Origin of the sequence: Paraglaciecola sp. 20A4, from assembly GCF_011378905.1 — a bacterium.
Classification (GTDB): domain Bacteria; phylum Pseudomonadota; class Gammaproteobacteria; order Enterobacterales; family Alteromonadaceae; genus Paraglaciecola.
In genome coordinates this window covers 1-14,033 of sequence record NZ_WTPY01000027.1, presented here as the reverse complement: position 1 = coordinate 14,033, position 14,033 = coordinate 1, and the positions used below count along the sequence as shown (strand labels likewise).

Annotated in this window: 10 protein-coding genes; 6 read left to right on the top strand and 4 right to left on the bottom strand. The window is 43.1% G+C overall.

Features of this window, described 5'->3' with window-relative positions; genetic code table 11:
• Nucleotides 1-4: 4 nt before the first annotated feature.
• Nucleotides 5-1,135 carry an S-(hydroxymethyl)glutathione dehydrogenase/class III alcohol dehydrogenase gene (locus tag GQS54_RS18625; RefSeq protein ID WP_166425434.1) on the bottom strand — a complete coding sequence of 377 codons (1,131 nt, stop codon included), beginning with the start codon at nt 1,133-1,135 and terminating at the stop codon, nt 5-7.
• Nucleotides 1,136-2,081: 946 nt separating this feature from the next.
• Here GQS54_RS18625 and GQS54_RS18620 point away from each other — a divergent pair.
• Nucleotides 2,082-3,713, top strand: a complete 1,632-nt coding sequence (locus GQS54_RS18620; protein ID WP_166425433.1) for an FMN-binding glutamate synthase family protein — start codon at nt 2,082-2,084, stop codon at nt 3,711-3,713.
• Nucleotides 3,714-3,808: 95 nt separating this feature from the next.
• Here the strand turns inward: GQS54_RS18620 and GQS54_RS18615 are convergent, their stop codons facing one another.
• Entirely contained in the window at nt 3,809-5,035 is a 1,227-nt protein-coding gene (locus GQS54_RS18615) for a threonine/serine exporter family protein (protein ID WP_166425432.1), read from the bottom strand.
• A 296-nt stretch (nt 5,036-5,331) separates the two neighbouring features.
• Here GQS54_RS18615 and GQS54_RS18610 point away from each other — a divergent pair, with 296 nt between their 5' ends.
• The 5 genes from GQS54_RS18610 to GQS54_RS18590 all read left to right on the top strand — a co-directional run bounded on the left by GQS54_RS18610 (nt 5,332) and on the right by GQS54_RS18590 (nt 12,727).
• A complete protein-coding gene (locus GQS54_RS18610) occupies nt 5,332-6,012 on the top strand; it encodes an SDR family oxidoreductase (RefSeq protein WP_166425431.1) in 681 nt (226 codons plus the stop codon).
• A 581-nt stretch (nt 6,013-6,593) separates the two neighbouring features.
• Nucleotides 6,594-7,826 carry a cytochrome C gene (locus tag GQS54_RS18605; RefSeq protein ID WP_205967829.1) on the top strand — a complete coding sequence of 411 codons (1,233 nt, stop codon included), beginning with the start codon at nt 6,594-6,596 and terminating at the stop codon, nt 7,824-7,826.
• Between the two features lie 390 nt (nt 7,827-8,216).
• On the top strand, nt 8,217-8,855 hold the full coding sequence (locus tag GQS54_RS18600; RefSeq protein WP_166425430.1) for a hypothetical protein: 639 nt from the start codon (nt 8,217-8,219) through the stop codon (nt 8,853-8,855).
• Nucleotides 8,856-9,240: 385 nt separating this feature from the next.
• Nucleotides 9,241-10,752 carry a hypothetical protein gene (locus GQS54_RS18595; protein ID WP_166425429.1) on the top strand — a complete coding sequence of 504 codons (1,512 nt, stop codon included), beginning with the start codon at nt 9,241-9,243 and terminating at the stop codon, nt 10,750-10,752.
• Between the two features lie 295 nt (nt 10,753-11,047).
• Nucleotides 11,048-12,727, top strand: coding sequence for a DUF3466 family protein (locus GQS54_RS18590; protein WP_166425428.1), 1,680 nt, complete (start codon nt 11,048-11,050; stop codon nt 12,725-12,727).
• 87 nt (nt 12,728-12,814) lie between these two features.
• Here GQS54_RS18590 and GQS54_RS18585 read toward each other — a convergent pair whose 3' ends face one another.
• Nucleotides 12,815-13,138, bottom strand: a complete 324-nt coding sequence (locus GQS54_RS18585; RefSeq protein ID WP_166425427.1) for an Lrp/AsnC ligand binding domain-containing protein — start codon at nt 13,136-13,138, stop codon at nt 12,815-12,817.
• A 37-nt stretch (nt 13,139-13,175) separates the two neighbouring features.
• Complete coding sequence (locus tag GQS54_RS18580) at nt 13,176-13,400, bottom strand: hypothetical protein (protein ID WP_166425426.1); 225 nt, start codon at nt 13,398-13,400, stop codon at nt 13,176-13,178.
• Nucleotides 13,401-14,033 lie beyond the last annotated feature (633 nt).

The window sequence follows — 14,033 nt, the reverse complement described above, 5'->3', positions numbered from 1 at the left end:
GCGATTACTTGTCGAAGTGAATAACGCTACGAATACTCTCGCCTTTATGCATTAATTCGAAGGATTCGTTGATGTCCTCAAGGCCCATAGTGTGAGTAATGAAGTCGCTTAACTTAAACTCACCTTGCAGGTAACGCTCTACGTAATCAGGTAACTCTGAACGACCTTTTACGCCGCCAAATGCAGAACCACGCCATACGCGACCGGTCACTAGCTGAAACGGGCGGGTGGATATTTCTTGCCCTGCACCCGCTACACCGATGATCACTGACTCGCCCCAGCCTTTGTGGCAGCACTCAAGTGCAGAGCGCATAAGGTTAACGTTACCGATACACTCGAAGGAGTAGTCAACACCGCCATCGGTAAGCTCAACAATGACATCTTGAATAGGCTTGTCGTAGTCTTTTGGATTAATGAAATCAGTAGCACCTAATTTTTTAGCTAACTCGAACTTGCTCTCGTTAATGTCGATGGCAATAATTCGGCTGGCTTTGGCCATCGTCGCCCCAATCACAGCAGACAAGCCAATGCCGCCAAGACCAAAGATAGCCACGGTTGCGCCCTCTTCTACTTTGGCGGTATTCATCACTGCGCCCATCCCGGTGGTAACACCACAGCCTAACAAACAAACTTCTTCGAGTGGCGCGTCTTTGTTGACTTTTGCTAATGAAATTTCAGGTAATACTGTGTATTCAGAAAACGTTGAACAGCCCATATAATGAAAGATCGGCTGACCATCTTTATAAAAACGCGTAGTGCCGTCTGGCATTAAGCCTTTACCTTGGGTTTCACGAATTTTCTGACACAAATTAGTCTTACCAGACAAACAGAACTTACACTCGCCGCACTCTGGCGTATAAAGGGGAATAACATGATCGCCTACCGATACACTGGTGACGCCTTCGCCTATCTGCTCAACAATACCGCCACCTTCGTGACCAAGAATAACCGGGAAGATCCCTTCTGGATCGTCACCAGATAAGGTGAATGCATCGGTGTGACATACACCAGAAGCAATCACTTTAATCAACACTTCGCCTTTGCGCGGCAGCATCACATCAACTTCTTCAACAGACAAGGGTTGCTTCGGTCCCCAAGCAATCGCTGCTTTTGATTTAATAAATTGATCTGACATAAAAATTCTCACTTCTTTGTTAATAAATGATTAAGCATCTAGTGACTGTGGTATTGCAATTAACTTGCTTCTTTTAACACCACAAGCTTAATGCTCGGTTACTAATGGTGCGTATTATAGTTGTTTACTGAGAAATGATAATATACGACTTTTGAAAATCACTATTACACACAGGTAATAATAATATGGTGGGAAAGATCGGCGAATTTGTTTGTGTAGCAGTTACGAGTCGCTTCACGTTAGCCTCGAAGAAGTTGGCTATATCAACGGCTTAGATTAGCCGCCACATAAGAGCGTTAGAAACGCGGTTAAACATGATGCTGTTATATCGCACCACTCGCAAGTATCCCATACTCAAGAAGGCCAACTTATTCACCAGCATTGCGGTCGTGTATTAGATGGTCCAAGGGATAGCACATTAGCCTGATTATTATGTGCGTGAAAGCAAAGAAAGCGGCAAATTGGAGCCCTAATATATAAGTAAGTAGAGGCAATTCCAGTGCATTACCTAATAGGGATAACAAAGGTATTAAATCAGCTAACGTTTTTTGCCCGTTTGCTCATTCAATGCTAGCGTTTAATAAGTTAATTGCCGCCTTAAACAACAGCACAGCAAAGCTAACTCCTCGGGGCAAATACTGATATAAGACAAATTCAACAATCGCTAAAAAAACAGGATGTCGACATTATCACTGGGATAGATAAAAATACCCAAAGCCCAAGTCTTTCTGAAGATTGATTCAGACGGCAATTCAATATTAGTCGCTCAGCATCAATACATTTAATGTCGGACTAAACTATGGTTATTTTCACGTTGAGTATTGAAATATGCCGAAACAAAACCAACTAGACTAATTATACGTAACTGGAATACTTGAACGAAGTTCTCTTGTCACTGGGTCTGATATGAATCAGCCTTTATAAAAACCAACAATAGTGAGCAATAATGGAAAAAAAATTGAAAGAAATCGCCATATGGACAGCGATAGCGATCTTAGTCGTCAGTTTATTCTGGCTTCCTGCACTATGGTTATTCGTGCTGCTTATCCCACTCGTAGCATTGGGCTATTCTGACTACCATCAAACCAGCCACAGTATATTGCGCAACTATCCAATAGTCGGTCATGGCCGCTGGATCATGGAACGCTTACGGCCGTTCGTTCGTCAGTATTTTTTCGAATCAGAAACTGATGGCAAACCCATTAGCCGAATGTTCAGATCATTAATTTATCAACGTGCAAAAGGCAGTCTAGATTCAAATCCCTATGGCACAAAAATAGATACCCAATGCGTTGGATACGAGTGGATAGGCCATTCAATGGCAGCCAAGCATCACGATAGCAAAAGCCCTGCTCCGCGCATTATGGTTGGTGGACCTGATTGCACTCAGCCTTACGAGGCGAGCTTTTTCAACATCTCGGCTATGAGTTTTGGTGCCCTGAGCGATAACGCCATACGTGCGTTAAATAAAGGAGCGTCAATTGGCGGTTTTTATCACAATACCGGTGAGGGCAGCGTCAGCGACTACCACTTAGAAAATGGTGGGGACATTGTATGGCAAATTGGCACTGGCTATTTCGGTTGTCGTAATGAAGACGGTAAATTTGATCCTGAGGCTTTTCAAAAGATAGCGCAAAAAGACGTCATTAAAATGATTGAAATAAAACTCAGTCAAGGGGCTAAGCCTGGTCATGGCGGCTTGTTACCAGCCGATAAAAACACCAATGAAATAGCCCGTATTCGTCTTGTTGAACCTGGCACCCAAGTTGATTCACCTCCTTCACATAGTGCATTTGACACTCCCCTTGAAATGATGCAATTCATCAAACAACTACGAGAACTATCTGACGGCAAGCCTGTAGGATTCAAATTATGTATCGGTCGTGCCAGCGAATTTGTGGCTGTGTGCAAAGCGATGATCGAAACAGGCATAAAGCCAGATTTCATTACCGTTGACGGTGGCGAAGGTGGAACTGGCGCTGCCCCGTTGGAGTTTTCAAACTCGGTGGGTATGCCGTTGCGAGAGGCTCTGTCGTTTGTCTGTGATGTGCTGGTTGGTTTTGATCTGAAAAAAGACATACGTGTTATTGCTAGTGGCAAAACCTTCAGTGGTTTTCACTTGGTTAAAAATTTAGCCTTAGGCGCTGATATGTGTAACAGCGCGCGAGGCATGATGGTCGCCCTAGGTTGCGTTCAATCATTAGAGTGCAACACCAATAGATGCCCCACTGGTATCGCTACTCAGGATCCCAAGTTAACCCGCGGCCTTGTGGTACCCGACAAAGCTGAGCGCGTCGCACGCTATCATAAAGCCACGGTCAATTCCGCATTAGAGATTATTGCATCGGCCGGTTTACGTGACACGTCCGATTTAAATCGCTCACATATATTCCGCCGAGTTAGCGAGACAGAAGTTCGCCGTTTCGATGAGATTTACGCGAGTCCAGTTGCGGGTAGCTTCTTTCGTGAAGACACACCCACCAAGTTTGCTCAAGCACTGGCGGAATCTTGTGCAGAAAGTTTTTTGCCGAAAAATTTTGTCGCTGAAACAGATGAGGGTTTAAAAGAAGTGAGTTAATCCTTCTCACGTTTAACGTGCGTAACAGATAATAAAAAAGAGAGCATTGCTCTCTTTTTTATTATCTCAAATCGACTGACAACTTTTTTTACACGCTATAGTGCTTTTTTCGTTGGCATCACAACATTGGCAAAAATTAAACCAGCAATCAGTGACATAAATATCAAAAACGTTTCCTGACCGATATGTTCAGCTTGCACGAAGTCTTGCCCTGATACAAAAGAGTTTAAACCAATATAGGTTTTCGAGCCTGGCACCAGCACAATTAAGCCTTGCATGCTCACCAACGACGCTGGTGCATTAGCAATACGTGTGAATAAATTTGCGTAAACGCCCAGCGCAAATGCGCCGACAAAGGTACTTAAGCCTTGCTCTAAATAAGCCGAACTCCACACCGTTGCCCCATAACCAATAAAACCTGATAACAACGCCCACGGAATATGCTTTACCCGTGTTCTGAATATCACAACGAGGGCCAAGCAGAGCATAAATATGGCGAACCAACGCGTCCATTCTGGTAATGAGTAGGCAACTTGTGATTCATTCGCGCCGAACAAACCAAAGCCAATGCTTATCCCTAAAAATGCGCCAAAATACAATTTGAATAATTGCATGACAGCATCCATTATCCGAGCTGTGCCTGACACTAAATTACGTGAAGATAATTCAGCTAACCCCATGGTTAACGCCAACCCCGGCACTAAAATAATAACCGACGAAAGTACCACCAGCGGAATATTAATCCCATGATCAAAGTAAAAGCTAATAGCACACGCCACCAACCCTGCGATAAGTGACGCCGCAGGCTCTAGCATCAACGTGACGCGTTTTGAAATTTGCGACCACAAGACTAAAAAGTATACTATCAAGCCTATTAGGGCGGTCCATAGTATTTCTTGCCAACTCGCCCCCATTAGCATGGCAAAGGCACCCGTAGCGCCGCAAAAACCTAGGCCAGTTAGTACTTTGCCATAAGGACTGGGCATTTGGTTAATCACATCTAGTTGATAATCTGCTTCTTCAAGACCAACCTCTCCGGCCAGTAGACGCGTTGCCAATTCATCTGTTCGAGATAAGGCATTCATATCGTAATCACCGGGCTGCACGCGCACTGAGTGATTGTATTCATCTTCCCGTCTGTCGCTCCAAATTACGAACGTCAACGCAGTGGGGGTAGCAATAAACGAAGCGCGAACCCCCAGATAAGTAGCAAGCTCAGTCAGATAAGCTTCTAAGCGAAACGCAGGTGTACCGTATTTGTGCAACATAATGCCCAATTTAACGATAAATTTTCGAATCTGAATAAACTCTGCTGTATTCACTTAACACGCCTTATCATTATAACTATTAAACTAAACCGTCGGTTGATGCCGAATTTGCGGGGATTCTAGTTACAATTGAACCGCTGCACAACGCACATTTATTGCCCATCTTGGATTACAAAAACTAATCTCTTGTTTTTGATTAACAAGCTAGCAAAATACCCCTATCCCTGTTAATGAAACCCCTAGTGAAATACCCACAAGAGACGCTTAATTTTTGCTAAGGATTGAATTCTAATAAAACAGCATCAGTTCTACACAGAGAACAAATTTTAATTTCATCAGGAGAAAGTAACATGGCTAAAGAGAAAGTCGTATTAATTACCGGTGCATCAAGTGGCATAGGTGAAATGACTGCAAAAATTCTTGTGCAAAATGGTCACAAAGTAATTTTAACCGCACGCAGACAGAAGCAATTAGACGAACTCGTAGACTACTTAGGAGAAGAACATGCTTTTGCAGTCGCCGCCGATGCTACTGACATTGACGAGCTGAATAAGGTTGTACAGGCAGGACTTGAGAAATTTGGTCGTTTGGACGTAGCATTTGCCAATGCAGGAACGGGCGTCTCTATCTCAGGTACTGAGAGCGGTGATCCAGACGAGTGGAATACGATGCTCAAGATTAATATTAACGCACTGCTTTATACCGCCAAGCTTACCCTTCCCCATTTGCGTGAGTCTGTGGGACAATTCATTATCACCAGTTCAGCCGCGGGGCGTCGACCCATTAAAGGCTCGGTTTACGGCGCAAGTAAATGGTTCGCTTACGGATTCGGCCAAAATCTGGCTGAAGAAATGGCCGACTGGGGAGGCAGATGCACCACTATTACGCCAGGTATGGTAAACACACCGTTCTTTGATGAAGCGAAACCTGACAAACTTGCCCCCGTAGATGTAGCCGAGGCTGTTTTATTTGCTATAGAGGCTGACAAACGCAATTCAGTGCGAGAAATATTCTTAATGCCGACCAATTGATTGCTCAAAGAGTAGATGACGATCGAACAGGCTTGATTTGATCAACGTCTCGCGTCTTACGGCGATTTTTCGCCGCAAGACCATATGACAAAAAAAATATTTTATCGATGCTCGTGTATCGGATATCGTGTATCGGATATCGCGTATCGGATATCGCGTATCGCGTATCGGATATCGGATATCGCATATCGCATATCGCATATCGCGTATCGCATACCGAGTATCAGATACCGAATAGCAGATGTCGTATACTGGGCATGCCATCCCCCGAGCTCGGCCTTCATTTGCGTCCAATTAACTGATAGTTTATTGACCAATACCCATCGCTAACCTTTTCTATAATGTTGACCATCGACTGCTTATTACGTAAAAAAACAGAGCACTTAACGCCACTCGCAAAGCTGAATTACATTTTGTCTTCCACCCCTATCTGCGCACATTCTTGACAATCATATCGTCCTTCACAAGACTATATTACTGAATGCTATTTTGCCGACTATAGAGATCTTTTATCGGCAAACAGATGTAGCACTTTATACAGTCGTGCTTTGTAACGGATTATTTTCTGCTTGGGGGAAACAATGAATATACTGTTGAAACTGTTTATTTCACTGGGAAGTATTAATTTTCTTAGTCCCGTTATCGCCCAGAATGAAGCCAGTGATTGGCCAGACGGCCCTGGCAAAAAGCTTATCCAAGCTCAATGCACTGTTTGCCATCAGCTCAATAAGATCACGCAAAGTTCTGGTTATACCCAATCAGGCTGGCAAGAATTGATTGCCACTATGGTGGATTTAGATGGAAATCCAAACCGCGAGACGATAACGGCTTATCTAGCAGATAACATTGTGCAAAACACCAAGCACAGCCCGCGGCTGATTTCTGGGAACACGTCGATCACATTCAAAGAGTGGACGGTGCCTACTTTAGGTCAACGTGCTAGAGATCCAATACAAGCACCCGATGGTGCTATATGGTGGGCTGGACAATGGGGAAACCTAATTGGCAAAATAGACCCTGCAAACGACGAAATGACTGAATACCCACTGCCAGTGGGATCAATGCCCCACTCAGTGACGCACGATCAAGCGGGAAATATATGGTACACAGGTAACAAAAATGGCACTGTGGGTAGGCTCAACCCTAGCACCGGCGAGATTACACCCTATAAAATGCCGGACACAGAAGCCACAGATCCTCATTCGGCCATCTTTGATAGCAAAGGCACCATGTGGTTTACGTTGCAGCACAGTAATATGGTGGGCAGACTCGTGCCAGAAACCGGCAATATCAAACTTGTCACAATGCCAACCAAAAACTCACGACCTTACGGCATTAAATTAGACGCTAACGACAATCCTTGGGTAGCATGTAATGGCAGTAACTGCCTAATAAAAGTCAATCCACGTACAATGCAATTACGTGAATATAAGCTTCCAGACCCAGCAACAACCGTTCGGCGTCTCGATTTCGCCAGTGACGGCATGCTGTGGTATGTCAACTCCAGCCAAGGCCGCTTGGGCCGGTTCGATCCTGTTAGTGGTATAGCAAAAGAATGGCCATCTCCCAGTGGCCCGAAATCCCATCCTTATGCCATAGCGGTGGTCGATAACGTAATTTGGTACAACGAGTCTGGCATGAGGCCAGATACACTGGTCAGATTCGATCCCGTAACAGAAGCATTTCAAAGCTGGGCAATCCCCACTGGCAATATATATGCTGGGATCGTAAGACATATGCGCGCGACGCGAGAAGGTAATCTGCTGATACATCAAAGCAGCACTAACCGAATTATTTTAGTCACACCTCAATAGCACTCCAAATCTTGGTTTATCTGCGCTGCAGGCGCATTTCAATTGTTGACATAATTGCCACGGACGCAGCAATAAGCAAAGATGCTAGATGGGTTTAGCACGCTTTTGCGGCCAGGTATCAACATATTAGCGCTATTGTCAGATAACGCTCAGAGCATGTCAGACTCTTTTACAGTATCTCATTAAAGCAATATTCTATTTGCCATTCTCAAGGATAAGGCCTTGAAGTTATGGGTAAATATATTCTCTGGTTTGAAAAATGCATTATATATCCAGCAATACAATTACGGATGTTGTTATGCCCTATTTCTTGATGTTAGCGGTCATATATCACAAATTTATTTATGAAAAATACAGATTGTATCAAGACAAAAAATAGGAGAGTTTTTTATGTCACATAAAATCACATTAATGCTGCTTTTCATCAGTTGTAGTTTTATTATCGGCAGTGCAAAAGATGCTAATGCTTCATTATTGACCGATGCTGACGGATTAAATGTTGGGCTGTTTGCTGAGGGTTCGACTAACAACTTATTCGGCCCTATTGGTACGGGGGTCGACGCAAATAATTTAGCTACAGGCTATATACCGAATGTAACGTTTGGCCCAACCCTACCCGCAGGGATCCCCGACAATACGCAAATGGAGGTGAGTTTTTTTGACGAGTTCGTCACTATTCGTCAATTTTTAACCAGTTCCGGTAACGATCCCAGTGGTTTGTTCTCAATCACAGACGGGTGGAATATGATTATCGAAGATATTGAATGGCCTGACGGCAGTGAAATTATAGGCGCGACTATTAGCGACAATACTTTTTTATCTGCGTTTACTGTGGATTTTACAGCCACGAGTGTCAGTTTACTTTACGCCGGAAACGAACAGATTTTCACAGATGACGAGTTAGTAACGACACTCAATCTAGAGGTTGCTCGCCCCAGTGTGAATGCATCAGCACCCGCAGTGGGCTTACTTATAATCCTCAGTGGCTTTGCCTGCGCCTTCCTGAGAAGAGAAAACGGGACTCACTGACGAGCAGTTTACGTTAGCGCTAGCGTCGCCTTCTATGGCATAAGTAGCGTTATCAAACATAAAAATTAGTGCGTAAATTCAATATCACGCCCATATCCTGTGGGCGTTTGTATTTATTCCCCCTCAGTTAACAGTTAAATACCGATGAAATTCGCACGCCAATATATTCTATCGACGTGTAACATTTTCCCGCGCTTATTTGTATCTATTCACATGCCTTTTGCCAAGTTTTGTCTAGAAATGCCAAGTTATTGTCAAGGAAGGTAAAGGTTCTGTAAAGACGGGTTACACCGGTGAACTTATCGTTTAAATAGTCAGTCGGAATCGCAAACCATCATCAATCATTGATGAAGTACTGCATATCTATAATAAATCTGGAGATACAATGAAGTTAAGCAAAACGCCCTCGTCGATCTTACGCTCACCCTTACTTTACATGAGCGTAGCATTAATGTCCCTTACTGGTTGTGGTTCAAGTGATGACGACAACACGGGCTATATTCGTTTTTACAATGCCTCATACAATGCCCCCGCAGTATATTTGACAGTAGACGAAGATCTAGACACAGATGATGACGATGAAATTGAAATTACTTACAGTTCAGTTGAATTCGGTGGCGTTACATCGAACAACGCATTAGATAATGATACTTATTGGGTTGAACTTGGTTGGCAAGATGAAGAAAGCAGCGATCGCAGTGATCTTGAAGTGATATATCAAGAGCAACACAAGATTAGAAATGATTATATTACCTTCGTTGCACTGACCGATGATATTCGCGAACCGACCATACTGACTTTTGATATCGCAGTGGTAGATGACGACGACGATGATGATGATGACTTGTTTAACGTGCGTTTCTTAAACTTAAACAGCGACTATTCATCAGTTGACGTTTATATGTCTGAAGACAATGAAACATTTAATGAAGCAGAATTTGTTTCAAACGTAAGTCTTAATACCTTGACCGAAAATTTTAAAGTCGATCAAGACCAGTATATTTTTTATATTACAGAGCCAGGCAGTGACGAACCTATCTTCACATCTGAAGATATTTCCTATTCGGTTGTTAGCCAGTATTTAGTTGTCTTGCGTGACAACGTTGGCGTAGGCAGTTCTCCATTCAGCATCGACAGTATCGGTGTTAACAGCGTAACTGAATTAAACGATGTTGATTCAGAAGCCTCTTTTGGTTTCTATAACGGTATAGCCACTAACCGCTATATACCCGATTACACGGGCGTGGTTAATCTTAATGTTGATTTAGACGATGATAGCGAAATTACAGTAGATGATTTAGCCTACGGTGAATTCAGTGAAACCACCACGACTGCTAATGGTGATTACTCATTTGATATTTATAATGCTGATACAGATGTGCTTTTCATTCATGACGCGCTATTAAGCTTGGAAGAAAATGCCAATAATATGGTGTTTATCTACGCAAAGACCGATGCTATCGATGACGATGAAGACGATATTATTGATGAAAATGAAGATGGAATTGTTGATGATTATGAATCTATCATCAAATCAATCACGATCACTAAGAGCACCAGCTCTAGTATCTATAGCCATGGCATAAAAGTTGTTAACTTAAGCGATTCTGACGATTTTAGCCGGGTTAAGTTTTACTTCGTAGAAAATGATGAGGTTATTTCCACTGCTGACAATACGCTTTCTGTTCTTCAAGAAAGTAACAGCTCAATTAGCCTTATTAACAACACGTATTCTGTATACGCCATCGCCACAATTGAAGACTCAGATATTATTATGGACAGCTTTCAACTTACGCTAAATGAAGATAGCGTTGAGCAGTTCTTGATATTTGAAGCTGATGATAGTTCTTCTACTGGCTTTAGTATGACGTTAGTCAATCAGAACCAAGACGATTAATCGAGTTTAATTAAGTTGCGCCAGCCTGACTCATCATTGTCCAGGCTGAGCGTCGCTTTATGCTCGCTCAAGTTTTACGCCCTAATTTCATATTTGGGGCCTCCAGTTACCAATCCTTTTAACGTTTTACTGCACGTTACGATCTGTATTTACAGGGAACGTACATGAACAAAATTTAGGATTGAGTTTGAAGTTTTACCTGAAGCTTTGGCGAAAAATGATGCTCACCCCTCAGCAAGAAATTGAGCAAGTAACGAAAGAGACCCATGAAACACAGTTTTAAGCAGGACTCCAAATGAAAAAAACAAGATTGGCAGCACTACTATCCAGCGCATTTCTATCTATTCCCTCTGCGTTTAGTGCTCAGTATGAAGTGGTTGAGATCCCCGCTGCGCAACTAGGAGAGGATTCCTATCCCAGTGCGATCAACGATATCGCTGAAATTACGCTTAACTTAATTTCTCAATATAATCCCGTTATTGATGTCACCTTACTTGATTTTAATTCTGCCACATTGATCGCTAGCTTGACGAATATAGAAAATGCCAAATCCGGAGATTTCAACACCGCCGATTATGAACTTTTATATGCGTATATTGTGGCCAATGACGAGAGTCAGTTTTTCCAGCAAATAGCCAGTATAAACAGCTACGTCGCCACCGAAGACACCAGTACTTTACTACACGGTTTTGACACGATTGCCCCCAGTACTGATGACTACCGTAATAGCGCTAAAACGACTGTGCGCGGTATTAATGAATCAGGTTATACGGTTGGACTGAGCTACGACGGCTTCTACACTCTTGACTATGTAAACGAAAACATTGAAGACGTCACCTATGTATTAAATGACTTTTACGCCCGCGCGTTTGCGCAGATCGGAGATGATGTAATCGGACTTGCACCACCAGACGATACAATCGGTGGTTATAGCGAAGCCTATGACATAAATGAACTGAATCAGGTTGTGGGAATTGCAACCACTGAGCTAGTGTCAGATACATTGGAAGACAGTATTGAAGCCTGCAATGATGAAGACGAGCGAGGTGATGTACCGGTAGAGTCTTGCTTACGTAATTTAAGTATCAGTACGTATGCAAGCTTGAGTACTGTCTTTCAAAGACGGGGCGTTATATGGCAACTGGATGATGGTAACGTAACTGACACCCTTGAACTGCCCATGCTTATTGAACCAGATGAGAATGACACCACTGTCTATAGTAGTACTGCTGTAGCAATCAATGATTTCGGTATTGCTGTCGGCACATCGCCAGCTTATTACAACTTCACTGACACATTAACGTCTGCCGCCGTAATATATGACAACGATAAAGCTTACACCATCAGCGAAGACAACGATGAAGAGTACGATGTTTTCGCGAGCTACGCGACTGACATTAATAATAATGATTTAGTGGTAGGTTACGCCACAAAAAGCGTCTTAGGCTCAAGCGCAAGTAAGTTCTTTGTTTATGACTATGATACTGGACTGATAGATTACCCAGATGACTTTTTCGATAGTGCATCGACAATCCCAACAGCGATTAACGATGACAATATGGTTGTAGGTTATACTGAATATGAAGAAACAAGCTCTGGGGTACGCAGAGTTGAAGGATTTTTATATGATTACCGCAACGATATATTCTCTGGCCTAAATGACTTAATCGAATGTAACAGTCCTTACACTATTGCTCAGGCTAACGGCATCAATGAGAATAACGAAATCATTGCCACCGCTACCATATCAACGGTCGATAGAGATATCACCGGAGAAATCGCGCTAGACGAATACGATGCTGAGTCTTACACCACTCACGTTGTTGCGGTAAAACTTGTACCGATAGCTGGAGGCTCAATAGACAACTGCGACGTGTACGAAGAAGAGTACGAACGCCAAGGCTCCAGTGTATACTGGTTGCTGTTTTTGGGAATGCTTGGTTTAAGCCGTTTCGCCGTTAAACCACGGACGTAATTGCTATTGCATTGAATTGTTTTTAGCTACCTTAATACCTGCCAACGACTAGAATGCCCGATAAACTTGAGTTATCGGGCATTCTAGTCAGTCAACTTTCCATTCAAGGTTTTCCAGTGGGTATCCGCCAAACCATTTAGGTGCACTCATCACAAAGCACGTCTCTAACCGTTCTATATTCAAGTCCTGAGCGAGGATTTCATCACATAACCTATTCACGTCTTCGATTCTTGAGCACATGATAAGGGCGATATAATCTATTGAACCACTGGTTTTAAGACAGTCAATCACTTCAGGAATGCCCTTAACGCACTTCTCGAAGCGCGAGCCATGCTCGTAATCATTTGATTTCAATGTCACCAGCCCATAGGCCTTCACGTTATAGCAAATCAGATCAATATCGGGGTTCATAAGGTAGCCCTTAATCATGCCCGTTTCTTCAAGTGCTTTAACACGCTGCAAACGGGATAGTCGAGTCAGCTAGAATGTTGTAGCGAACCTTCTTGTTTTCTCTCATCACGGTTTCCCATATGTCAGAGTACAACATACAAGCAGCGCCAATTTCTATCCACACATCGACCGTTTTAAGGGCTGCGGTGAGCGCTTCACTTGGCCAATCTGGCATGCCGACTTGCCCCATGTCCCTCGCGATCGAATATTTTTTGTTACCCATTGCAAACCTACCTTTATTTATTATTTGATGCGTAGCCATCCGTTCAAATCACTGAACGTGGAGTGTGTGCTTATGTGTGTTAACTGATTCTAGCCACAGGGCTGCGAAATAATGTGCGTAAAAATACGGCGAAAGTGTTAATAATTTTGAAATACAGCTGAGGAATAAATATACAGATACAAAAGTAATATACAGAGCAAAACCCATTACCGATATGCATCGTTAATCAAAACTTGAGTCGTTGGAATCGTTTATTGAACCCTTACATCAGCACGCCATATAGGCGCTTGGCTGATTTGTCTTTACTTACGAAGACGAGAAAGTCCGGTCAAAATTACAGAGCGACTGTTCACATTGGTCTCTGCGCCCCCACGTCTAAACGTTAAAGAAACTGTCAGCAAGGCCCTGTTAGAAAGCTATGCTTTCGCCTCATGTTTGGCTGCGAAGCCACAAGCTCATCATCTTGCGAACGGTCTTTAAGGGCAACGCCGGAGACTTGTAAACGTCGAGACTCGCTTAACAGATATAAAGCTCTTTGGGCAGCATCTTTATAACCGGCAGATTCAACTTTGAAGTGCATAACAGCTAAGCAGCTATTGCTACCATGTGTTCAGCCATTAACTTGGCTGGCGT